A 23,523-nucleotide genomic window follows, 5' to 3' on the forward strand; every position below is an offset into this window, starting at 1 on the left:
CGCATCTTCTGATCTGTCCCCGCGGCGGATCGGTGACCAATGCAAGCGAATCGATTGGCGTGTCAACAATGACGTGAAGGGAAGATACTGACGTCACCCATGCGACCCCGTCAAGCGGTGGATCCGACGGGGAATCTACGGGAGGATTGTCGGGGTATCAGGCCCCTGCCCGGAGGGGCGGCGGGCGATACGGGTCACAGATGATCGGCGGGGTGCGCGGCAGTCGCTCGATCTTGAACGTAGGGAGAGCAGAATTGAGATTTTTTCCGGATACCCGCTGGGCGAGGGTTCGGTTGTCCGCGTTGTTGTTGGGTGCGGCCCTCGTCGCGGGCTATTTCTACCTGATCCCGTTCTACTGGTATCTGCAGTACCGGCCGGAGGCGGGGGATGTCGTTTTCCAGTCCCTGCCGAAGGTCGATCTGGTCGAGGCCATCGAGGGGGCGTCGAATTCGTTGTATTCCCACTGCGGGATGATCGTCCGCAAGGCGGACGGCTGGTACGTGCGGGAGGCCGGGCCGGTGGTGCGCGATACGCCGCTCTACCGCTGGATCCTCCAGGGAAGGGCGGCCCGCTTTTCCGTATTTCGCCTGAAGGCGGACTATCGGAAACAGATCCCCTCCTTTCTGGCGATGAGCGAGCAGTATCTCGGTCTCCCCTACGACTACAAATACGATCTGGACGACGATTTCATCTATTGCTCGGAGCTGGTCTACAAGGCCTATCGGGACGCCACCGGTCAGCCGTTGGGCGCGTTGGTTCAGCTGGGGAGCCTGAACTGGCGGCCTTATCGGGAGACCATCGAAAAATACGAGGGCGGCGACCCGCCGCTGGAACGCTGGATGATCACCCCGCGACATCTGTCCGAGGCCACGCAGCTCACCAAGGTGTTCTCGAACGGGATATGAAAAACGGGGGACCGGCGTCGCCTGTCCCCCGTCTCCGAGGTCCCTACACGAGCAGATGCATCACAGGCGGAAGCCGCCGATCGCCCGGTTGAGCTCCTCGGCGCGCTCGGCCACCTGCGCGGAGGCGGCGCCGGCCTGCTCGGAGGCGCTGGCCGCCTGGTCCGCGGCGGTGCTGATGCTGGAGATGCTGGCGTTGATGCTCTCGGCGGTCTTCTGCTGCTCGTCCATGGCGTGGGCGATCTGGGCGTTCATCTGGGTGATGCTGGCGACCGCCCGGGTGATCGATTCGAGGGTGTCGCCGGCGGCGGTGGCGTACTCCACGCTGGCGTTGGTCTGCGCCTGCCCCTGTTCCATCGCCGACACCGCGTCGCGGGCGGTGTTCTGCAACTGCTCGATCATCTTCTGGATCTCTTCGGTGGAGCTCTGGGTGCGCTGCGCCAGGGTGCGCACCTCGTCGGCGACCACCGCGAAGCCGCGCCCCTGGTCGCCGGCGCGGGCCGCCTCGATGGCGGCGTTCAGCGCCAACAGGTTGGTCTGGTCGGCGATGTTGCGAATGACGTCGAGGATCGCGTCGATGTTCTCGCTGTTCTGCTCCAACTGGTTGATCACCTCGGAGGTATTGCCCATCTGCTGGGCCAGGTTGCCGATGGCGTCGATCGCCTGGCGGACCACGCTGGTGCCGTCGCGGGCCTCCTGATCCGCGCCGCGGGCCACCTCGGCGGCGGAGTTGGCGGAGCGGGTGACCTCCTGGGTGGTGGCGGTCATCTGGTTGACCGCCGCCGCTACCTGCTCGGTGTCGCGGCTCTGCCGGCGGATGTTGTCGGTGGCCTGTTCGCGGGCGATCAGCAGTTCGCCGGTGGACTCCTTCAACATCGAACTGATCCGGGCGACGTCGCGGAAGGTGTTGTGGAGCTTGTCCAGCAGGCGGTCGAAATTGCTCGCGAGCCGGCCGATCTCATCGTTGCCGTTGTGCTGCAGGCGACGGGTGAGGTCCCCCTCGCCGCTGGCCAGGGCCTCGGTGGCGGTGGTCAGGTGGTGGATCGGCGCGAGCACCCGGCGGTACATGAACCACCACAGGGTGAGCACCAGCGCCACCACGGTGGCGGCGCTGATCAGGGTGGCGGTGATGCTCTCGCGCTTGGCGTCGGCGAAGGTCTTCTCCAACGGCACGTAGACGTTGAGGGAGCCCAGCACGTTGGATTCTCCCACCGGTTTCTGGTGGCACTCGGCGCAGCCGGGGTGGAGGTTGGCGTTGAGCGGGATCGCGGTGCGCAGCATCCCCCCCTCCTGGCGCTCGACGCTGGCGCTGCCCGCAGAGACCTGGCGCAGGGCCTCGCGCTCGAAGGGGGTCTCGATGCGGGTGTTGTCGGCGCCCAGCGGCGCGTGGCCGGTGATCTCCCGGTCGCCGATCAGGCGGACCCGGGCGAGCCCCGCGCCGAAGTCGTGGATCACCGCCTGGTCCACCGCGAAGATGGTGCGGGTCCAATCCGCGCGGATCCGGTTCTTCTCCTCTTCGCTGCCGGCGGCGGTGAGCTCGTCATGGAAGCGCTTGGTGGAGACCATGAACATCTGGGCGGATCGGTTGATCAGGCCCATGCCGATCTCCCGCGCATCGCCGAGGGCGGCGCTGTGGTTGGCGGTGTAGAGGTAGAGGAACAGCACGGCGGTCGCGCCGATTCCCAAGCCTGCCAGGATGATGGCCAGTTGCCGGTTCAATGAGTTCGTGATCATGGATTGTCGGTCTTCGTCTTGCGTTGTTATTGGGAAGAGGGTTGCACCACTGCCCGACCGTTATCGGTGCGTGACGAACAATAATAGCCCACAGTTGCGCATTTTTTCTTAGGCCGCGTAGGAAATCGATGACAGAGCGTATGTCGTATTCGGATGCTCGGTGCGCTTCCTATTTCAACACGCCGTGGCGGGAGGCGGATGGGTGCGGCGTTGGGGATGCCGGTCGGCGTTGCGGCGTTCCTGCCGTCACCCGCCCAGCACCATCTCGCCCCACTGCTCCAGCTCGTCGAGGATCGCCAGCTCCTCCTCGCTGCGCGTCTCTTCCATGCGCAGCCGGTCGATCTCTTCGCCGTAGCGCTCCAGGGTGATGTTGGCGCCGCCCTCGGGGTCGGTCAGGCGGCGATGGCAGTATTCGCTCCAGCGCGCCTGCTCCTCCTCGGTGAGGGTCTCCGGCCAGTTGCGGGCACGGTAGCGGAAGAGCATCTCGGGCAGCCGCCGGTCGTCGAAGGGCCAGTCGCGGCCGACCAGCTCCTCCGGTCGCAGGGTGTGGACCTCCTCCATGCGGGCGCGGTCGTCGTCGCTGAAGAAGCCGCCGCCGTAGAGGGCGTGGTCGGGGTCGGAATCGGCGGGGAATTCACGGCCGGCGAACACCTCGCGGATCTTCTCCGCCAGCCCCGGTTCGTCGTGCAGCGCCTTCCAGTGGCGGCGGCAGGCGTCGAGGTCGATGCCGAGCCGCTCGGCGGCGGCCGGGTCGAGGGTCTTGGCCGGGGCGACCACCGGGCTCTTGTTGAAGTGGAGTTCCTTCAGCGGGATCCGCTCGACGCCTTCGGGGAGGTCGTCGCCGGCGGTGAACAGCCGTTCGCGGATCGCCGCGGCGTCGAGACCGAGCAGCGGCGTGGGGTCGACGCGCAGGTCGTAGACGATCGCCGAGTTGCGGTTGACCGGGTGGGCGGCGAGCGTCGCGGTGAGGGTGGTGCAGCCGAAGTCGCTGGAGTACATGCGCGAGGTGTGGACCAGCACGCCCATCGCGCGCGGGTCGACCAGTTTCATCACCTCGCCCTTGTGGCGCAGTTTGTAGCAGTAGTCGTAGAGGCGCGGCTTGCGCTCCTTCAGCAGGCGCGCCAGGGCGATCGTCGCGCGCACGTCGGAGACCGCATCGTGGGCCTGTTCGTGGCCGATGCCGTTGGCGGCGGTGAGCAGCTCCAGGCGGAAGCTGGTGCGCCCCTTCTCGTTCTTCGGCCACTCGATGCCGTCGGGGCGCAGGTCGTGGGCGGCGCGCACCATGTCGATGATGTCCCAGCGCGAGTTGCCGTCGCGCCATTCGCGGGCGTAGGGGTCGTGGAGGTTGCGGTAGAGGGTGTAGCGGGTGAATTCGTCGTCGAAGCGGATCGAGTTGTAGCCGACGCCGCAGGTGCCGGGCGCGGCCAGTTCGCGGCGGATGCGTTCGATGAACTCCGCCTCGGGGAGCCCCTTCTCCCAGGCGATGCGCGGGGTGATGTGGGTGATCAGGCAGGCGCCGGGGTGGGGCAGCAGGTCGGCGGCGGGGCGGGCGAACACCTCCAGTGGCTCGCCGATCTCGTTGAGCGCCTCGTCGGTGCGGATGCCGGCGAACTGTACCGGGCGGTCGCAACGCGGATCGGTGCCGAAGGTCTCGTAGTCGTGCCAATAGAGGGTGTTGGGCAAGGTTCGCTCCACGGGTTGAATGCTGTCGGCATTTTACCCGTGGAGCGGGGTAGGGGCGACCACGGGGGAGCACACCGTTCGGGGAGTGTCTCCGTTCGACACGGCGCCCCGTGGGCGCCGTGTCGAACGAATGAAGGGCGGTGCCGGGGAGGCGTCCGCGCAGGGATCAGCGATCGGTCGGGAAGCGGCGCTCGAGGTAGCGGACGATGTCGTAGGACTCGTAGAGCCAGCGCACCGTGCCGTCGTCCTCCTCGATGCGCAGGCAGGGGACCTGGGAGCTGCCGCCCTCGCGCACCAACCCGTCGCGGTGGCTTGCGTCGCGGCGGATGTCGCGGATCTCGATCTCCAGGTCGAGGTTGGCGATCGCCCGGCGTACCCGTCCGCAGTAGGGACAGGCGTGGAACTGGTAGAGGGCGAGGCGCCGACACGCCTCCCGGGTCCGCTCCTGGTCCCCCTCGTCGCGTCGTGGCGCCGTGGGTTGACCGGTGAAGAGGCGGGCGAGGGGGGCGAAGAGGTTGGAGAGTGGCATGGGATCCTGGAGACGTCGTGGTTGCGGGAGCGATAGTCGCCTGTCGGGCTACGGGGGATCGCGTCGCAGGAGCGGGAGGTCGGCCCCGGTTTTTCGAAAATTCGAGGAGAACAGCGAGCTGTTTGACGACGATTTTTAGAAAACCGAGGCCGCCCTCCCGCTTTCGCGGCCGATCCATCCATGGTCCGACGGGCGGCTATGGTAGCAACGGGGCGGGATGGGCGGAAGGCCCCCCGAGGGTGGCCGCGGACGCTACTCCGCGGCGGTCAGCGCCGTGAGCTGGACGTGGCGGGTACGGGGACCGTCGAACTCGGTCAGGTAGATCCCCTGCCAGGTGCCGAGATGGAGCTTCCCCTGCTGCACCGGCACGCTGAGGCTGGTGCCCATCAGTGCCGCGCGCAGGTGGGCGGCGGTGTTGCCCTCCATGTGGCGATCGTCGGCGTCGTGCCACGGGACCAGTTTCTCCAGCCGCCGGATCAGGTCGCGGGCGACGTCCGGATCGGCGTTCTCGTTGATGGTCAGGCCGCAGGTGGTGTGGCGGACGAAGAGGTGGAGGATGCCGTCGTCGAGCTCCAGCTCGGGGAGCATCCGCTCCACCTCGCGGGTGATCGGCACCAGGGCCTGGTGGGTGGGGGAGCTGACTTGGAGGATCGCGTGGCGCATGGTCTACGACGATATCGAATGTTGAGTGCTTGGTGAATACGCGCTTCGCGCATATCGAAAAGGCATCGCCGCAGGCGATTCCACAATTAAACACTAAACACTCATCACTAAACACTCTCTTTGAGGGCTTCGAATCCGGAGACCACATCGAGCAGCTCCTCGGTGATCGCGTTCTGACGTTCGGCTCGGTATTCGCTGAGCAGCGCCTGGAGCCGCTCGTCGATGTTGCGCTCCGCCGCCTGCATGGCGCGCAGGCGGCTGGCGTTCTCGCTCGCCAGGCTGTGGGTGCTGGCGCGGAACACCGAGGCGAAGAGGTGCTGGCGGAGCAGGGCGGCGAACAGCCGGCCGCCTTCCATGGTGTAATCGGGCAGGGTGCGCGAAGGCCACTGCTTGCGCCGGTAGTGGGGCAGGCGGTCGAGGTCCACCGGCAGGATCGGTTCGAAGTGCGGGCGGTAGACCTCGCCGCGCAGTTGGCGGTTGAAGACCAGCGCCAGCCGGCCGATGCCGGCCGCGTGCCACGCCTCCAGCCGCACCAGCGCCTCCTGCACCACCGGGGTAATGGCGGCAACGGTGCCGGGGGTGCCCATGCACTCCTCGGCGGGGCGACCCGCCTCCTCGAGGATCGGGCAGACCCGCTCGCCCACCGCCATCAGCCGCAGGGTGCCGGGGTACTCGGCGACGCGCTCGAGGGCGAAGCGGGTGACGTCCTCGTTGAAGCGGCCGCACAACCCGGTGTCGGTGCCGAAGACGACGATCCCCCATCCCTCGGCGGGTGGCTCGCCGCGCGGCTCCGGGGGGCGGTCGCGGAGTACCACGGAGAGGCCGTAGAGCACCGTGCGCTGATACTCCTCCAGGGACTCCAGCGCCTTCTCGTACTGGCGGATCGCCACCGCCGAGAGGGTCTTCATGGTGCGCACGATGGAGTGCAGCTCCTCGACGCTGGCGATGTGCCTTTGCAGAATTTCCAGCGATTCGGCCATGGTGGATTCTCCCCAGCGCCGGAAGTCTCGTAACGAAGGGCAGGAAGGTGTCGTAGGTTGCCGCTACCGCGGCGACGCGAGCGGAAGCACCTTCGTGAAATCCCGTGCCGTTCCGTCCGAATGGAGCGTCGCGTTCGGGCAGGGCGTCGCGGGTTCCAGCCCCGCTGCTTCCGTTCGCGTCGTCGCGGTAGCGACGACCTACGCGGCGCCACTCGTCATCCACCCTCCCGCCGTTTGCGCCCGACCAGCGCCTTGCGGGCGGTGTCGAGGAGTTGGGCGCGGTCCGTCTCGTCCAGCTCCGCCCCCTCCTGCAGTGCATGGCAGAGTTCCGGCAGCTGTTCGCGCACCGCGTCGCGTACGCTCTCCTCTGCGCCCGCCACCCGTTCCGGGTCGTAGCCGTCGAACAGCCCCTCGTTGACCGCCAGCAGGGCGGCGATCTGCTCCGCCGCCGGCAGCGGCGCCCCCACCGGCTGCTGCAACACCTGGCGCACCCGGCGACCGCGCTCGATGGTGCGCCGGGTGGTCTCGTCGAGGCGGGTGGCGAAGCGGGCGAACTCCTCCAGCTCCAGGAACTGGGCGTAGGCGAGGCGCACCGGGCCGGCCACCGCGCGGTAGGCGGGGAGCTGGGTCTTGCCGCCGACCCGCGAGACCGAACGGCCCACGTCCACCGCCGGCAACACCCCTTTGCGGAACAGATCGGGGGAGAGCACGATCTGACCGTCCGTGATCGAGATCAGGTTGGTGGGAATATAGGCCGAAAGGTTCTGCGCCTGGGTCTCGACGATCGGCAGCGCGGTGAGGGAGCCGCCGCGCTTCAGGTTGGTGGCCCGCTCCAGCAGCCGCGAATGGATATAGAAGATGTCCCCCGGATAGGCCTCGCGCCCCGGCGGGCGGCGCAGCAGCAGGGAGAGCTCACGGTAGGCGCGGGCGTGGCGGGTGAGGTCATCGTATACCACCACCACGTCCTCCCCCTGCGCCATGAACCACTCCGCCATGGTGGTGGCGGCGTAGGGGGTGATGAACTGCAACCCCGGCGGGTCGGAGCCGTCGGCGGCGACCACCACGGTGCGCGCGAAATTGCCGCTGCGGCGCAGCTCCTCCACCACCCGCGAGAGGGAGGCGCCGCGTTGGCCGATCGAGCAGTAGATGGCGATCACCCCGCTGGCGCGCTGGTTGATCAGGGTGTCCACCGCGATGGCGGTCTTGCCGCTCTGGCGGTCGCCGATGATCAGCTCGCGCTGGCCGCGGCCGATCGGGATCAGCGCGTCGATCACCTTGATGCCGGTCTCCAGCGGCACGTTGACCGGGATACGCTCGATGATCGCCGGGGCGTCGCGCTCCACCGGCCGCCGCTCCAGCGCCTCCAGCCCGCCGAGTCCGTCCAGCGGCCGGCCGAGGGCGTCGATCACCCGGCCGAGCAGCGCCCGGCCCACCGGCGCGTCCACCACCCGCCCGGTGCGCTGGGCGCGCATTCCGGCAGAGATGCCCGCGGCATCGTTGAGCAGTACCACCCCCACCTGCTCCGGTTCCAGATTGAAGGCGATGCCGTGGACCCCGCCGGGGAAACGCAGCAGCTCCTCGGCGCGCGCCCCGGCCAGCCCGGTGACCGTGGCGATCCCCTTGTCGACCCGCGTCACCGTGCCCACCTCCTCGACGCGGAAACGGGCGACGTGTGACTCCAGGGCCTGATCGATGGCGGCGAGGGCTTGGTCGACGGCGGTGCGCAGCATGGGGATGAGGATGGTTGTTGATCCTCACCCAAGTACAGCGGAAGACGGCGGAATCGCCAGGGGGGGTGTCGAGGGGCCTGTCGGACTATGGAGGATCGAGGCTTGCGGGTTGGGTTGAGCGCAGCGAAGCCCAACAGGCGTACACAAGGACTACGGCGTGGACAGTCCGGCCGCGGCGTGTAGGGCTTCGCTCGTGCTCAACCCATCCTGCGGTTCTCATTCGACCCGCTCGATGCGCGTGCCGCTGGCGCGGTCGTGCCAGGTGAGACAGTCCGGATCGCGCAGCCCCCAGACGAAGCCGACGCCCAGCGCCGCCCACGAGGCGATCGCCACGCAGAAACGCACCAGCGCCTGGCGCCAGCTCACCCGCCCGCCATCGTCGGAGACCACGCGGATCTTCCACGTCTTCATCCCCAGGGTCTGCCCGCCGAGGGTCCACTGCCAGCCGAAATAGATCAGCGCGATCGCCAGCATGTAGAGGGTGGAGAGCGGGTTGTAGCCGTTCTTCGCCACGTCGCCGAACAGCGCGACGAAGGGGATGAAGGCGAAGAACAGCACCGCGGCGAGCAGCAGGCTGTCGTAGAACATGGCGGCGAAGCGGCGGGCGAGTTTGAAGCGGTCGCAGATGGGCACGGGGAGGGACTCCTGGCGGGGGGTGGAGAGCGGTGTTCAGTCGATGCGGATCAGCGGGATGTCGAGCTGCGACGCGGCGGCGTTCAGTCGGCTGTCGAAACAGGCAAAGAAAAACGCGGTTTGATCTCCCGCACTTTCGTAGAGCACCTTCGCCGAGGCGAGGTGGAGCGCATCGAATCCCCGCAACCCGAAACGCTCGGCAAGTTCGCCAGCGTGCCGGATCAATGGAAAAAATACGTCGATATGCTCGAAATAGGACCAAGTCCGGTCCAGTTCAGCGACGCATGCGGCGAGGGTGTTGGTGTCGATCTGGCGTTTCCGGAGCTTTCCGGCCAATGCGGAGCGGGTTTCCGTATAGGTGATCAGATGACAAGCCGACACGGCGGCCCGGGTGGCGTATCGACGCACCACATCGGCGTGGTGCTCATCGACGTAGATCTTGAGCAATGCCGAGGTGTCGAGGTAGAGGATCACCTCCGCTCCTCGCACACCAGCTCGGCCATCGTGGTCTCGCCTTCCGGTATGGAGAAGATCGGCTTGATATCGGCAACCGAACCGCCGTTTCCCGGTATGACGAAGGGGAGTGCGCGGATACGAGCGATCGCTGCTGCTTCGGCGTCTTGGTCGGCGGGTTGGGGGGAGTTCGGCGGAACCAAGCGTGCCATAGGTCGACCGTGGGAGGTGATGACCACCTCCTCACCGGCGCCGGCCCGGCGCAGGTATTCGGAGAGGTGGGCCTTCAATTCGCGTACGGGGACTTGCATGGTGTTGGAATCATAATGTGGTCACGGTTTTGTGAATTGTAGTCACGTCGCGGTGTGGGGAGAAGAGCGGCACCTGAATTTTTCAACACTTGTACCGAGTGCGTGCCGTTGCGTATCAGAAATGGATTACATGTCTATCGACTCTATCCGACAGACTCCCCCAGGCCATCCTGGTACAACGGCGTGATGGATCGCTTCAAACGCATCTATCAACTTCACAAGCTGCTTGTCGGTGCCCATGTGCCGGTTTCGCGCCGTCGTATCGAAGAGGAACTGGAGTGCTCCCAGGCGACCTTCAAACGAGTCAGGGATGATCTGCGCGACACCTTCGGTGCCCCCGTCGAGTATGACCGCACCCGCAACGGGTACTACTACGATCGCCGCCAGGGGGAGCGCCCTTTCGAACTCCCCGGTCTCTGGTTCAATGCCTCCGAGCTCCAGGCGTTGCTCACCGCTCGCCAATTGCTGGCCGAGGTACAACCCGGCCTGTTGGACCGCCAGTTGGAACCGCTGCGCGAACGGATCGCCCAACTACTCGCCAAGGAACAGCCAGGGGGCAATGGTGACGTTGCTCACCGGGTGCGCATCCTGAGCCAGGCCGGCCGGTCGCTGGAACCCGAGGCGTTCCAGCGGGTCGCAGCCGCGCTGATGGGGCGCAAGCGGCTGCGCATCCGCTACCACGCCCGTGGTGACGACCGCGAGAGCGTACGTACCGTTTCCCCGCAGCGACTGGTCCACTATCGCGACAACTGGTATCTCGACGCGTGGTGTCACGAACGCGAGGCGCTGCGCAGCTTTGCCGTCGAGCGCATCCGTGAGGCCCACCCTCAGGGGCAGCCCGCCCAGGAGATCCCCGACGAGCGTCTCGATCACCACTTCTCCGACGCCTACGGCATCTTTTCCGGTCCTGTCAGGCAGGCCGCCATCCTCCGTTTTACGTCCACCGCCGCCCGTTGGGTGGCCGACGAGCGGTGGCATCGCGATCAGCGCGGTGAGTGGCTGGACGACGGCAGTTGGCGGCTGGAGGTTCCCTATAGCGATCCGACGGAGCTGGTGATGGAGATCCTTCGCCACGGGGCGGAGGTGGTGGTGGAGGGGCCGGATGAGCTGCGCGCGGAGGTGGCGCGACGGTTGCGGGAGGCGGCGGCGAGGTACAGAACTTGACCGCTGTTCATGGAGAAACCGGGATCGCCTTCCAGGCTACAGCCAGTGCGAGGCAAATTGCTGAAAGGAAAAAGATATCTCTGACAAACGAAATAAGGGTCCGGAATAACTCGGGATGGCTTTGCGCGAACTCGAGTAGCCGTGCGAAAAGCTTTGTCGGGGTCGAATCCATCCAAAGGTACTCCCGAGGGGACGTTCGTTCTGGAGGATGATAGAGACAGTTGGGAGCATTATCAACTTTCAGATAGATGTAAAACACTTGAGACTTTCAGAATGAGGGTCAATACTGAGGCGGACTGAGTTGCGGGCCTCATTGAAGTCAGATGGCAGTAAATCCCAGCAATTCGGTCAAATTTCCGAGGCCCACGGGCCTCGGCCTCATTTGAAAACCGGTAGGTCAGCTATTGAGCTACTGGCCTCCGTAAGATCGGCACGGCGCAGACGACGCAACGGGTGTTGAGGAACTTCGGAACCATTAGAGAGTGAAGCTAGGACGTGGATCTACAGACCTATTCCGATTTCTTTTCAGCGGCGACCAAGTTGGGTGGAGGTCCTTACGGATTCCAGAGTCGGTTGGCCGAGGATGTTTGGCCCGACTTGGTCGACGTGCCCACGGGGTTGGGCAAGACCGCGGCGGTGGTATTGGCCTGGGCATGGAAACGGCGTGCCGGCGACCCGGATACCCCGCCTCGGTTGGTGATCTGCCTTCCGATGCGGGTACTGGTGGAGCAGACCTACGAGAGCGTTCGAGGCTGGCTGGCGAACCTCGGGTTGATCCGCAAGGCGGGGGAGGGCGGGATCTCGGTCCACCTGTTGATGGGCGGCGAGACGGAGGCGGAGTGGGCGCGTTTCCCGGAAGAGGAGGCGGTCATCATCGGCACCCAGGACATGCTGCTCTCCCGCGCCCTGATGCGCGGTTACGGCATGAGCCGCTACCAGTGGCCGGTCCATTTCGCGCTGCTCCACAACGATGCGATGTGGGTGTTCGATGAGGTGCAGTTGATGGGGCCGGGGCTGGCCACCTCCGCCCAGCTCGATGCCCTGCGCCGCGACGGTGCGTTCGCCACCGCCAAGCCGTGCCGTTCCCTGTGGCTCTCCGCCACCCTCAATCCCCGGTGGCTCGCCACCATCGACATGCGGCCGCACCTGCCGTTGCGGCGTCTCGGTCTGGAGGAGTGCGGTGACCTGAAGGAGCCACGGGTCCGGAAGCTGATCGAAGCGGAGAAGCGGCCGCGCCGGGCCTCCGTTCGTCTCACCGCCGAGGCGCTCAAGGCGGGAGCGAAGGCGTACATCGGCGCCTTGGGAGAGGATGTGCTGGCGGCCCACGACGCGGAGCGGGGCAACACCCTGGTGATCCTCAACCGCGTGGAGCGCGCCCAGGCGTTGGCCGCGTGGCTGGGAAAGCGGGGGGCGATGCCGCTGCTGATCCATGCCCGCTTCCGGCCGGAGGAGCGCCGGCGGATCGAGGGGGAGATCCGTGCCTCCGGTGATGGCGGCGGGCGTCTGATCGTCGCCACCCAGGCGATCGAGGCGGGGGGCGACCTCTCCTCGGCCACCCTCTTTACCGAACTCGCGCCGTGGTCTTCCATGGTGCAGCGGTTCGGTCGCTGCAACCGCTATGGAGAGCGGGACGATGCGTCGGTGGTGTGGATCGACGGCGACGCCGATCCGGCGCTGTCGCTGCCCTACACGGTGGCGGAGTTGGACGATGCGCGCGAGCGGCTCTCGCCGTTGACCCGCCTCGCCGCCGCCCACCTGCCGGCCACCGACGCCAAGGCGCCGATCACCACGGTATTGCGGCGCAAGGATCTGCTGGAGCTGTTCAATACCGATCCCGACCTGTTGGGGTTCGACGTGGACGTGGCCCCCTATATCCGCGACGCCGATCAGGGGCAGTTGCAGGTCTTCTGGCGCTCGTTCGAGGGGTGGCCCAATGAGGAGGATTTGCCGGATCGACGGGAACTCTGCCCGGTATCGCTCGGGCAGTTGAATGCATGGTTCGACAAGCGAAAGAAGCGGGGCGAGCGCCTCGCCTTCTACTGGGACGGCGTGGGTCGCCGCTGGGCGACCCTGGACCGACCCCGTCCGGGATTGCGGGTGATGCTGCGCGCCGATGCGGGCGGCTACGACTCACAGCTCGGTTTCCTCCCGTCGAGCATGGAGGCGGTGGTACCGCTCGCTGTGGAGAGGAACCGGGCGAGGCGGGAGTCCGAGAGCATGGGTGGAGACGAGCGGAGCCGTGACTACCGGTTCGTGCCGCTCTCCGACCATCTGCGCGATGTCGAGGTGGAGGCGCGCAAATTATGTGATGCGGTCGGGGAGGTGTCCCCGTGGGTTGCTACCGCCGCTGCGTGGCACGACGTGGGCAAGGCCCACCCCGCCTTTCAGTCGATGTTGATCTGGGAGGATCCCGAAGCCGCTCGTCTCCAGCGGGGGCTGTGGGCCAAAGGGGCGCGCTACGGCACGTTGCCCGGTTACGTCTGCTGCGATCCCGAGCATCCCGGCATCCACTACCGGCGCTACTTCCGTCACGAACTCGCCTCGATGCTCGCCTGGCTGGAGCACGGGGACGGCGAGGAGCGGGATCTGGTGGCCTATCTGATCGCCGCCCACCACGGCAAGGTGCGCATGGGGTTGAGGGCGCTCCCCGATGAGACCAAGCCGCCGGGGGGCGAACGCGGTTATGCCCGCGGCGTCTGGCACGGCGACCGGCTCCCGCCGGTGGAACTGCCCGATGGGCGCTCGCTCGCGGAGACGGTGCTGCGGCTTCACCTGATGGGCCTGGGGGAGAGCGAGGAGCAGGGCGCCTCGTGGAGTGCGCGCACCCGGGGGCTGTTGGAACGTTTCGGCCCCTTCCGTCTCGCGTGGCTGGAGGCGTTGGTGCGGATCGCCGATTGGCGCGCCTCGGCGGGCTACGAACGGCAGGGAGGCGAAGGTGATGCGTAGCGAGATCGTACTGACCGGCTGCGCGCCGACGCCGCTGGCCCATTACCTCAAGGGACTCGGCTTGCTGCGGGTGGTCGGTGAGCAGCTGGACCGCTCGGCGAGCGGTTGTTGGCGAGGCAGCGCCTTCGTGCTGCGTGGCGGTTTCGATCGCGAGGGCTTGAGCCGTTTTCTCCTCGAAACCTATCGTCCCACCGCGGTGGTGGCGCCCTGGAACGGTGGGAGCGGCTTCTATCCCAAGGACAACCAGAAGGGGATCGGCGCCCTGGAACAGAGCGAGGCGGAGCGTTTCGCCGAGTACCGTGCGGTGTTGGGTGTCTGCCGCTCGGCGGTTGCCGACGGGGGATGGGGCGAGAGTCCGAAGGACGAGGCGAAGGCGGGACTGTTGCGGGCGTTGCGCGCAACGCTCCCCGATGCCGCGCTGGAGTGGCTCGATGCGGCGGTGCTGCTCGCCGACGATGCGACCCGCTATCCGCCGCTGCTCGGTACCGGCGGCAACGACGGCCGGCTCGATTTCACCAACAACTTCATGCAGCGGCTGGTCGCGCTGTTCGATCCCCGTTCCGGCGAGGCAACCGCCGAGGCACGGCGTTATCTGCCCCACGCCCTGTTCGGCGAGGCGGTGCCCGGTCTGCCGTCGGCGTCGGTCGGGCAGTTCGCGCCGGGTGCGGCGGGCGGCCCCAACGCCACCACCGGGTTCGACGCCGATTCACTGATCAACCCGTGGGACTTCGTGCTGATGCTAGAGGGGGCGCTGCTCTTCGCGGCTGCCGCCACCCGGCGCCTGGAGAGCGCCCAAGGGGCGGCGCTCAGCTTCCCGTTCACGGTCTACCCCACCGGGGCCGGCGCCGGGAGTGTCGCGCTGGCCGACGAGGCCCCGGCGCGCGCCGAGATGTGGCTGCCGCTGTGGGCGCGGCCGGCGGGGCTGGCGGAGCTGCGCGCGCTCTTCTCCGAGGGGCGGGCCACGGTCCACCGCCGCCCCGCCCGCGACGGACTCGATTTCGCGCGGGCGGTGGCCGGGCTCGGCGTTGATCGGGGGATCGCGGCGTTTCAGCGCTACGCCTTCCTGATGCGCTCGGGCAAGGCCTATCTCGCCACGCCGCTGAATCGGGTGCCGGTGGTAGCCAACCCGTCCGCCGAGCTGATCGATGACCTGGATCGCCAGGGATGGCTGTCACGGGTGCGCCGGCTCGCCCGCGGCGATGCCCCGGCGCGCATCACCAGCCTGGTCAAGCGGCTCGACGATGCGCTGTTCGATCTGGTGTTGGGTGGGGGCGGGCAGGCGCGTCGCGCGCCTCCCGGCCGGGTGCAGAAGGTGTTGATGGTGGTGGGCGAGGTGATGACCCTGCTCGGCAACAACCCGAAGCTGCGCGGCGATATCCCGCCGTTGGCGCCGCTTACCAGGCGCTGGTTTCACGAGGCGCGCCACGCCGGGGATTGGGCCTTCCTGATCGCCGCCTCCATCGCCTCGATGCGGGCTGAATCGCCCGCGCCGGTCAAGGGCGATCCGCCGTTCGCTGCCTATCTGGTCCCGTTGCAGGAGCGCTGGCAGGGTTGGGACGAGGAGAGCAACCGGGTGGTGTGGGGGCGCGGGGCGTTGTGTGAGCGGCTCTACCGGGTCGCCCGTCGTCGCCTGATCGAGTGGGAGCGGGTAGGGGGCGATGGCGCCGCGCGGAGCAAGCCCTTCGGTGGACGGATCTTCCCCGGCCCGGGGGCGATCGAGCGCTTTCTGCAAGACGATTCCGAGGACGCCCGCATCGCTGCGTTGATCGAAGGTCTCGCCTGGGTCGAGCTGCCGCCGTTTTCGCAACGGGGCGACGCCCCCGGTACGGTTCCGCTCGCCTACTCGCTGACCAAGCCGCTGCTGATCGCCGAATGGCAGTTGGAGGAGCTGAAGCGGCTGCCCGAGGGGCGGCGCCTGCGCTCGCCGAAGGATCTGCTGGCTCGGCTGCACGCCGGAGATACCGACCGCGCCCTCGACCTCGCCGTCCGCCGCCTGCGCGCCGCGGGTTTTTCGTTACCGCTGACCGAAGGGGCGGGGGGCGGCGTCGACGGACGGCGCCTCATCGCGGCGCTGACCATTCCATTGAGCCCGGACGACCTGCGCGCCGTGCTGGAGCCTTTCGACAAGATCAATGATGAGCAAGGAGACGAGTGATGAGCCTGGACCTGAGCCCGCTGGATGATTGCCCCCGCCTGCTGGTGGAGGTGAAGTTGACGCCCGTGCAGGGAAGCCGTTTCCAGCCGACCGGTTTTCCCGACCTCGGCGCGGCGGAGTACGACGTGCCGAACGGCGCCCACATGCTGCTGGTGGAGTCGGCCCAGAGCATGGCCAACCGGCTGGAAAAGGTGTGTTGGGACGAGGCGGCCGACGACTGGGTGGGGCCGCTGCGCGGGTTGCCGTTGGTGAAGGTGGCTGGCAAGAAGGGAGAAATGCTTACCAACTCCGTGCAGGAGGCTCACCGGCTAAATTCACCCTACATCGTGAATGCTGACGGTTTCGAGGAACTCAAGGCCGAGGTTTCATTCAACGAAAAGGAACCCTTCGATCCAAGAAAACAGTTGGCTCCCGTGCTTATGAAATTCGATCCCAACTCCTTGGTTCATGGGATCTTTTGGGAAAAGGTAGGAGGGATGGTTAGATTGCCTCGCTCCTTGTCGGCATTTATCGAAGCGGAGAGTGTACGGGTTGCATCGTCCGGCGGGGTAAAGGTTGATCGCGTGCAACCTGCCAAGGGCGGAGAGGGGAAGACCGCAAGAGAGGGGTTTGGCAACGTGATCTATGCGCGTGATGAATATACCGCCGACAAGATCATCGGTTATTTCAACCTCGACCTCGCACAGATTCGCGGCTTCGGTCTCGGCGAAGCCGCGGAGGCGCTGCTGATCGCCCTCGCCCTGTTCAAAATCCAACGCTTTCTCCACGAGGGGCTGCGGTTGCGCACCGCCTGCGATCTCGATGCCGGGGAGCCGGTGGTGACCCGCCCGGCCGGCCTGGTGCTGCCGACCCTCACGGCACTGGAGGATGCGCTCCCCGGCCTGATCCGGGCCGCGGCCGCCGAGGGGCTGTTCGCCGATCCCGCCGTCACCGTCGTCACCTACAGGAAGTAGCCATGCTCGCCGTCGCACTCCGTTTCCCGGCGGGGCGCTACCACGCCACCCCCTGGGGACGCCACGTCAACGAGGCCGACGTCGCCTGGCCGCCGGAGCCGTGGCGGCTGCTGCGGGCACTGGTGGCGGTGTGGCACCACAAGGCCGACGCCGCCCGTTTTCCCGGAGCACTGCTCGAATCGTTGGTCGAGCGGTTGGCCGGCGAGCTGCCCCACTACGCGCTGCCGCCCGCCACCGCCGCCCACAGCTGTCACTACATGCCGAGCCGGGAGGGGGCGAAGGAGAAGAGGGTGCTGATCTACGACGGCTTCGCCCGGCTCGGCGCCGATGCGGAACTGGTGATCGCGTGGCCCGCGACGACGCTCGCCGAGGGCGAGCTTGCGCTGTTCGATCTTCTCCTCGAGGGGCTGGGTTATCTGGGCCGCGCCGAGAGCTGGATCGAGGCGCGCAGGCTGGAGGCGGCGGGCGATATCGCCTTCAACTGCATCCCCGGCGATCAGCCATTCGACGCAGATAGCGGGGAGGCCTTCGAGATCGTCTCGCTGATCGCGCCACGCACCGCGGAGTCCTATCGCGGCTGGCGCGACGGAGTGCTGGAGAGCGAGGCGGTCAAGGGGAAACGGGGCAAGGGCGGCCAGCGGTTGCGCGCCACGCTGCCGGAGGGGCTGGTGGATGCCATGCGGCTCGACACCGGTCAGTGGAAGGGGGAGGGGTGGGACCGTCCCCCCGGCTCCCGTCAGGTCGCCTACCGGCGCCCGGCCGGGGCGCTGTCGGCGGCGCCCGCGCCGTTCGTGAGCCGTTCGCGGGAGACGCCGCCGATCACCACCGCCCGATTCGTCCTCACCGGCAAGCCGCGACCGCGGATCGAGGATGCGGTGAGGCTGGGGGAGCTGGCGCGGGTCGCCTTGATCAGCAGGGCCAAGTGGCTTTTCGGGGAAGATCAGGTGCCGGCGGTCATCTCGGGTCACGGCTTGGTACGGGATCAACGCCATGGCCACGCCTTTTTCCTGCCGGAGGACAGCGACGGCGACGGATACATCGATCATCTGCTCATCCACGCCCCCGCCGGGTTGTGCGAACGCTCGCGGCAGGCGATTTCGCGGCTTCGCCGCCTCTTCGTCGCGAATGGCGGAAAGGGGGGCGGGGCGGACGAGGCGGCCGCGTTGCCGAAATGGGAGTGGCGGCTGCTGCTCGAAGGGATGGGGGAGTCGGTGGAACAGGCGTCGGGTTATACCGGCGAGGGGCGGGTGTGGCGTTCGGTGACCCCCTATCTTCACCCGTGGCATGCCAAGCATGGCTTCGGTCTGCGGGAGCAGCTTCTGCGGGAGTGTGACGCGCGCGAAATTCCCGGACTGGAGCAGGTCGAGCGGTTGCCTTCGGTGATGGTCAGGGAGCGCGAACGGACGGCCACCCACTTCCACCGATTCCGTTCGAAGCGGGGCGTCGTTCAACCCGATCGCCGTGGGAACCTGGTGCGACTCACCTTCTCCGAACCGGTCCGTGGGCCGCTGGCCCTGGGGTTTGGTTGCCACTTCGGCTTGGGGATGTTCGTGCCGGAAGCGTAAGGGACAATCTGTTTTTTCCGCGTCCCCAATGACGGCGGTTAGCGGATCATCCCGACGACACCCATCAGGCAGCGCTCGACTTCCTCCATCTCCTCTCGGGTCAGCGTGGTCAACGGTCCCTCACCGAAGCGGTTCCGATCAACGGCACGCGGTTGTTCAGCGACGACATAGCAGGTTTGCAGGAGGCGGTCACGGGCCGGGACACAAACTCTCAGCGCTTCGCTGCCCGGGCGGAGTTGGGTGGTCAGCGGGAGTGCGACGACGGTACCGATGCCCTGCTCGGTCAGGGTGTTGCACTGGAGGATCACCACCGGGCGAACCTTGCCGATCTCCCGGCCGCGGGTGGGATTGAGATTGCCGATCCAGACCTCTCCCCGCCTCATTTCCACCACTGCTCTTCAGGCCAAGGGACGTCGGGGTCGCGCCCCTCGGCGATGGCCAGCGCTTCATTGTCGGCTGCGAGGAACTCCTCGGCGATTTCCCGCGACTCCCGCTGTGCCTCCGGGTCGGTGGCCAGCGCGCGGGCGGCCTTGGCCAGGCCCGCCATGTAGCGCTCGTTCTCGCGCCGCCGAACGTACTCGGCGAGGACCTCGCGCGCCAGCTCGGAGCGCTTCTTGTGGCAGAGCTGCGCCTCCCGGTCGAACGCCGAAGAGAGTTCGTCGTCGAGACGGATGCTGAACGTGGACATGATCATCACCGTTAACTACGTTTTGTCATACAAATTATAAGCCGTATTGGACGACCGGCAATCGGACAAAAAGAAGGAGATCCGCCATGGACCCGCGCCAGCAGGAGTTGCCGTTACCCTTCCCCGAGCTGAACGACGACCAGCCGCTGCTGCCGGCGCGGATGGTCAACGAGTACGAGTACTGTCCGCGGCTCGCCTATCTGGAGTGGGTGCAGGGGGAGTGGGCCGACTCGGCCGATACCGTCGATGGGCGGGCCAAGCACAAGCGGGTGGACCGGAAGGGCGGCGAGCTGCCGGCGAAGGAGGACTGGGAGGATCAGACCAAGATCCACGCCCGCTCCATCGAACTCTCCTCCAACCGCCTCGGGCTGATCGCGCGGCTCGATCTGGTGGAGGCGGAAGGGGGGCGGGTCACCCCGGTGGACTACAAGCGGGGCCGGCGGCCCCACGTGGCCAAGGGGGCCTATTCGCCCGAGCGGGTGCAGCTCTGCATGCAGGGGATGTTGCTGGAGGAGCACGGCCACACCTGCGAGGAGGGGGTGCTCTACTTCGTCGAGTCGAAGGAGCGGGTCACCGTCGAGTTCGACCAGGAGCTGCGCGACCGCACCCTGTCGGCGATCAACGGCCTGCGGCTGATCGCCGCCGGCGGCCACATCCCGGCGCCGCTGCTGGAGAGTCCCAAGTGTCCGCGCTGTTCGCTGGTCGGGATCTGTCTGCCCGACGAGGTGAACTTCCTGCGTCGCGGCGGCGAGTCGCCTCGGCCCATGGGGGTGGGCAGGGACGAGGCGCTGCCGCTCTACGTGCAGGCCAACGCCGCCAAGGTGGCGAAGCGCGGCGAGCGGCTGGAGGTGAGCGTCGAGGACAAGAAGGTCACCGAGGTGCGGCTGATCGACGTCTCCCAACTGGTGCTGATCGGCAACGTCTACGTCACCACGCCGACCCTGCACGAGCTGATGCGCCGCGAGATCCCGATCACCTGGCACAGCTATGGTGGCTGGTTCCTCGGTCACACGCAGGGGCTCGGCCACAAGAACGTCGAGCTGCGCACCGCCCAGTACCGCGCCAGTTTCGACGAGCATGCCTGCCTGCGCATCGCCAAGGGGTTGGTCAACGCGAAGATCCTCAATACCCGCACCTTCCTGCGTCGCAACTGGCGCGGCGACGGCAAGCCGGAGCAGGAGCTGGAGGGGATGAAGCTGGATGCCAAGCGGGCGTTGCGGGCGGAGAATCTTCAGGAACTGCTGGGTATCGAAGGGGCCGCTGCGGCGCGCTACTTCGGGCTGTTCGGCGAGCTGCTCAAGCGTGACGACGAGACCAACTTCACCTTCGATTTCCACCATCGCAAGCGGCGCCCGCCGCCCGATCCGGTCAACGCGCTGCTCTCCTACGCCTACACCCTGCTGGTGCGCAGCTGGAACGTGGCGCTGAGCGCGGTGGGTTTCGATCCCTACCGCGGCTTTTATCACCAGCCGCGCTACGGCCGGCCGGCGCTGGCGCTCGACCTGATGGAACCGTTCCGGCCGCTGATCGCCGAGTCGGCGGTGGTCAGCGCGATCAACAACGGCGAGGTGCGACCCAGCGACTTCATCAGTGCGGCCGGCTCGGTGGCGCTGACCAACGACGGCCGCAAGCGCTTCATCGGCGCCTTCGAGCGGCGCCTCGCCCACGAGATCACCCACCCGCTGTTCGGCTACAAGATCAGCTACCGGCGGGTGCTCGAGGTGCAGGCGCGGTTGCTCGGTCGCCACTTGCTGGGCGAGCTGGACGACTATCCGAACTTTTTGACCCGATAGATGCCCCTTGGGGGCGCATCTATCCTGTTGTTTCGTAAATGTGGCGGCGGGCGGAGAGGCGACCGATTGCCCGGAGGGGGGATAGGATGGACGAACACCTTTACGTCATCACGTATGACATCCGCGACACCCGCCGTTGGCGGCGGGTGTTCAAGCTGATGAAGGGGTACGGCGAGTGGTTGCAGCTCTCGGTGTTCCAGGCGCGGATGAGCCGCCGCCGCCATGCCGAGCTGCTTGCCACTCTCGACGAGATCATCCACCATGACGAGGATCACGTGCTGATGCTCGACATCGGCGTCGCCGACAAGGTGGATCCGCGCGTGATCAGCCTCGGCAAGCGTTTCGAGGCGGTGGTCAGGGAGCCGGTCATCGTCTGACCGTGCGACCTGCGGACGGCGGCCCGATCCGCCGCCCGTTTGCGAGCGGTCCGGTGATGACCGAATCCCGGGGGGACCGCTCGCAAAACGCCAGCTCTTTGAAAAACAAGATGAAAACGGGTACTGCCAAACGGTTGGAAGGGGTGTTTTCTGTGGATAACTTTTTGGCGAACAGGGACCGCTCGCAAAATGGGCCTGAAACCCTTGTGCTGCAAGGGTTTCAAATGGGTCTCTATTCCCCGGCTTTTTGCCGGGGCCTCATTGAAGCGTGACCTTCCCGGCCAATGACCGGGCGCGAGTCACCGACTATTCCCCGGCTTTTTGCCGGGGCCTCATTGAAGCTTCCGCAGGTTGTTCGTGACGCTATTAATTACTTTCTATTCCCCGGCTTTTTGCCGGGGCCTCATTGAAGCAATGCGATGCTGATCTCCTCGATGTCCATATCGAGCACTATTCCCCGGCTTTTTGCCGGGGCCTCATTGAAGCACTGCAAGAATCCATTGCTGTCTATCACAGCAACATCCTATTCCCCGGCTTTTTGCCGGGGCCTCATTGAAGCGTCCCGTTACGAGGAATCATGTTGGTGACTTCGGCCTCTATTCCCCGGCTTTTTGCCGGGGCCTCATTGAAGCTCTCCAGATACGCGGGTGTTATAGCCCAGGCCCGAGCTATTCCCCGGCTTTTTGCCGGGGCCTCATTGAAGCTCCGCGGTGCCCTCGTCTTGGTGGCACAGCATCTCAAGCTATTCCCCGGCTTTTTGCCGGGGCCTCATTGAAGCATGCGAGGCGAGGCCGTCACATTGAGGGGTGCAACCCTATTCCCCGGCTTTTTGCCGGGGCCTCATTGAAGCATCTCCGGAAAGCTCACCTCCACATCGAACAGCGGATCTATTCCCCGGCTTTTTGCCGGGGCCTCATTGAAGCTCCTTCGCATGCCGCGAGGAGAGATCATCGATCAGGGACTATTCCCCGGCTTTTTGCCGGGGCCTCATTGAAGCGAATCGATCACCGATTTTCCAGTGCTTGCTCATCAGGCTATTCCCCGGCTTTTTGCCGGGGCCTCATTGAAGCCCGCAGCTCCGGCAGCGCCGACGACGCGTGGTATCCACTATTCCCCGGCTTTTTGCCGGGGCCTCATTGAAGCCTCGCCACTTACGCGGACATCACCGACGACCTGTTGCCCTATTCCCCGGCTTTTTGCCGGGGCCTCATTGAAGCCGATTGGGCCAAGGTGTTCATGGTGTACCCCAATGTCCTATTCCCCGGCTTTTTGCCGGGGCCTCATTGAAGCGCGGGGAGGAAGAGAAAAGGTGTCCTCCTATCGTCGCTATTCCCCGGCTTTTTGCCGGGGCCTCATTGAAGCCACCACGAGGCGTTGTCTCGGTTCCGCTGGCGTCCTGCTATTCCCCGGCTTTTTGCCGGGGCCTCATTGAAGCGGCACGGTAACGACCGTGGCGTGGTCCGGTGACCAGCTATTCCCCGGCTTTTTGCCGGGGCCTCATTGAAGCGCGGGCGCAGGGCGGCACGGGCCGATTCGCCTCCGGCCTATTCCCCGGCTTTTTGCCGGGGCCTCATTGAAGCACGCGGCCCCCTCCATCGCCGACCACGCGGGGACCACGCTATTCCCCGGCTTTTTGCCGGGGCCTCATTGAAGCAAGCGCCACTCGCTCATCATCGCACCTCGATACCGGCCCTATTCCCCGGCTTTTTGCCGGGGCCTCATTGAAGCACCGCCTGGGCCGACTCGGTAGCGGTGTAGCGGTTGCTATTCCCCGGCTTTTTGCCGGGGCCTCATTGAAGCTTCCGCAGCTGGAATGGTGCTTACGTTGCCATGCAGGCTATTCCCCGGCTTTTTGCCGGGGCCTCATTGAAGCTGGTAGCACCACGACGGCACATAGGGGGTATGATCGGCTATTCCCCGGCTTTTTGCCGGGGCCTCATTGAAGCGAGCTCCGGCCCCTGTTCGACGACCAGCCGCCGGAGGAGCTATTCCCCGGCTTTTTGCCGGGGCCTCATTGAAGCTCATCCTCTGAAGAACGGCGCGCCTATGGCGAGCGCTATTCCCCGGCTTTTTGCTGGGGCCTCATTGAAGCGGGCTCACGGAGCGCGGGGTGCGCAAGGTGCGCCGCCCTATTCCCCGGCTTTTTGCCGGGGCCTCATTGAAGCTGGATGGCTTCACTGAAGTCATCGAGCACCGACGGGACTATTCCCCGGCTTTTTGCCGGGGCCTCATTGAAGCCCAGTCGGCGTATCGCCTCCACCATC

General features: G+C 66.3%; 19 protein-coding genes and 1 CRISPR repeat array. Of the genes, 8 read left to right on the forward strand and 11 right to left on the reverse strand.

The features are described 5' to 3' along the window. The first annotated feature begins 293 nt into the window (after positions 1-293). A complete protein-coding gene (locus ACYQ2W_RS13025) occupies positions 294-905 on the forward strand; it encodes a YiiX/YebB-like N1pC/P60 family cysteine hydrolase (RefSeq protein ID WP_459867628.1) in 612 nt (203 codons plus the stop codon). A 60-nt stretch (positions 906-965) separates the two neighbouring features. Here ACYQ2W_RS13025 and ACYQ2W_RS13030 read toward each other — a convergent pair whose 3' ends face one another. The 9 genes from ACYQ2W_RS13030 to ACYQ2W_RS13070 all read right to left on the reverse strand — a co-directional run bounded on the left by ACYQ2W_RS13030 (position 966) and on the right by ACYQ2W_RS13070 (position 9,618). After that, positions 966-2,636, reverse strand: coding sequence for a methyl-accepting chemotaxis protein (locus ACYQ2W_RS13030; RefSeq protein ID WP_459867631.1), 1,671 nt, complete (start codon positions 2,634-2,636; stop codon positions 966-968). Between the two features lie 246 nt (positions 2,637-2,882). After that, positions 2,883-4,319: an exodeoxyribonuclease I gene (sbcB, locus tag ACYQ2W_RS13035; RefSeq protein ID WP_459867634.1), complete on the reverse strand. Its 1,437-nt coding sequence runs from the start codon at positions 4,317-4,319 to the stop codon at positions 2,883-2,885. 166 nt (positions 4,320-4,485) lie between these two features. After that, a complete protein-coding gene (locus tag ACYQ2W_RS13040; RefSeq protein ID WP_459867637.1) occupies positions 4,486-4,848 on the reverse strand; it encodes a glutathione S-transferase N-terminal domain-containing protein in 363 nt (120 codons plus the stop codon). A 252-nt stretch (positions 4,849-5,100) separates the two neighbouring features. After that, positions 5,101-5,511 (reverse strand): secondary thiamine-phosphate synthase enzyme YjbQ, encoded by a 411-nt coding sequence (locus ACYQ2W_RS13045; protein WP_459867640.1) that lies wholly within the window; start codon positions 5,509-5,511, stop codon positions 5,101-5,103. Positions 5,512-5,618: 107 nt separating this feature from the next. Continuing rightward, positions 5,619-6,491, reverse strand: a complete 873-nt coding sequence (locus ACYQ2W_RS13050) for a F0F1 ATP synthase subunit gamma (protein ID WP_459867643.1) — start codon at positions 6,489-6,491, stop codon at positions 5,619-5,621. A 215-nt stretch (positions 6,492-6,706) separates the two neighbouring features. Beyond that, positions 6,707-8,221 (reverse strand): alternate F1F0 ATPase, F1 subunit alpha, encoded by a 1,515-nt coding sequence (locus ACYQ2W_RS13055; RefSeq protein WP_459867646.1) that lies wholly within the window; start codon positions 8,219-8,221, stop codon positions 6,707-6,709. Positions 8,222-8,437: 216 nt separating this feature from the next. Next, positions 8,438-8,854 (reverse strand): RDD family protein, encoded by a 417-nt coding sequence (locus tag ACYQ2W_RS13060; RefSeq protein ID WP_459867649.1) that lies wholly within the window; start codon positions 8,852-8,854, stop codon positions 8,438-8,440. A 36-nt stretch (positions 8,855-8,890) separates the two neighbouring features. After that, the gene (locus ACYQ2W_RS13065; protein ID WP_459867652.1) at positions 8,891-9,328 is read right to left on the reverse strand and encodes a type II toxin-antitoxin system VapC family toxin; all 438 of its coding nucleotides are present in this window, start codon (positions 9,326-9,328) and stop codon (positions 8,891-8,893) included. Further along, entirely contained in the window at positions 9,325-9,618 is a 294-nt protein-coding gene (locus ACYQ2W_RS13070) for a type II toxin-antitoxin system Phd/YefM family antitoxin (RefSeq protein WP_459867655.1), read from the reverse strand. The genes ACYQ2W_RS13065 and ACYQ2W_RS13070 overlap by 4 nt, the downstream gene beginning before the upstream one ends. A gap of 186 nt (positions 9,619-9,804) precedes the next feature. Between ACYQ2W_RS13070 and ACYQ2W_RS13075 the strand changes: the two genes are divergently transcribed. The 5 genes from ACYQ2W_RS13075 (at position 9,805) to csb2 (ending at position 18,401) form a co-directional block, all read left to right on the forward strand. Further along, entirely contained in the window at positions 9,805-10,782 is a 978-nt protein-coding gene (locus ACYQ2W_RS13075) for a helix-turn-helix transcriptional regulator (protein WP_459867658.1), read from the forward strand. A gap of 495 nt (positions 10,783-11,277) precedes the next feature. Continuing rightward, positions 11,278-13,728, forward strand: coding sequence for a type I-G CRISPR-associated helicase/endonuclease Cas3g (gene cas3g / locus ACYQ2W_RS13080; protein ID WP_459867660.1), 2,451 nt, complete (start codon positions 11,278-11,280; stop codon positions 13,726-13,728). Beyond that, complete coding sequence (cas8g1, locus tag ACYQ2W_RS13085) at positions 13,721-15,883, forward strand: type I-G CRISPR-associated protein Cas8g1/Csx17 (protein WP_459867662.1); 2,163 nt, start codon at positions 13,721-13,723, stop codon at positions 15,881-15,883. The genes cas3g and cas8g1 overlap by 8 nt, the downstream gene beginning before the upstream one ends. Further along, a complete protein-coding gene (gene cas7g, locus ACYQ2W_RS13090; protein WP_459867665.1) occupies positions 15,883-16,836 on the forward strand; it encodes a type I-G CRISPR-associated RAMP protein Csb1/Cas7g in 954 nt (317 codons plus the stop codon). Before cas8g1 ends, cas7g begins: the two co-directional genes overlap by 1 nt. 2 nt (positions 16,837-16,838) lie before the next feature. After that, positions 16,839-18,401 carry a type I-G CRISPR-associated protein Csb2 gene (csb2, locus tag ACYQ2W_RS13095; protein ID WP_459867668.1) on the forward strand — a complete coding sequence of 521 codons (1,563 nt, stop codon included), beginning with the start codon at positions 16,839-16,841 and terminating at the stop codon, positions 18,399-18,401. Positions 18,402-18,439: 38 nt separating this feature from the next. Here the strand turns inward: csb2 and ACYQ2W_RS13100 are convergent, their stop codons facing one another. After that, positions 18,440-18,784, reverse strand: coding sequence for a type II toxin-antitoxin system PemK/MazF family toxin (locus ACYQ2W_RS13100; protein ID WP_459867671.1), 345 nt, complete (start codon positions 18,782-18,784; stop codon positions 18,440-18,442). Further along, a complete protein-coding gene (locus tag ACYQ2W_RS13105; protein WP_459867674.1) occupies positions 18,781-19,089 on the reverse strand; it encodes a CopG family ribbon-helix-helix protein in 309 nt (102 codons plus the stop codon). The genes ACYQ2W_RS13100 and ACYQ2W_RS13105 overlap by 4 nt, the downstream gene beginning before the upstream one ends. 86 nt (positions 19,090-19,175) lie before the next feature. Between ACYQ2W_RS13105 and cas4g/cas1g the strand changes: the two genes are divergently transcribed. Together cas4g/cas1g and cas2 are read left to right on the forward strand one after the other, a co-directional pair. Continuing rightward, complete coding sequence (gene cas4g/cas1g, locus ACYQ2W_RS13110) at positions 19,176-20,882, forward strand: CRISPR-associated endonuclease Cas4g/Cas1g (protein WP_459867677.1); 1,707 nt, start codon at positions 19,176-19,178, stop codon at positions 20,880-20,882. An 86-nt stretch (positions 20,883-20,968) separates the two neighbouring features. Next, positions 20,969-21,259 carry a CRISPR-associated endonuclease Cas2 gene (gene cas2 / locus ACYQ2W_RS13115; protein ID WP_459867680.1) on the forward strand — a complete coding sequence of 97 codons (291 nt, stop codon included), beginning with the start codon at positions 20,969-20,971 and terminating at the stop codon, positions 21,257-21,259. Positions 21,260-21,491: 232 nt separating this feature from the next. After that, positions 21,492-23,497: a CRISPR direct-repeat array (repeat unit 36 nt; unit sequence CTATTCCCCGGCTTTTTGCCGGGGCCTCATTGAAGC). Positions 23,498-23,523 lie beyond the last annotated feature (26 nt).

Source organism: Endothiovibrio diazotrophicus (genome assembly GCF_054657215.1).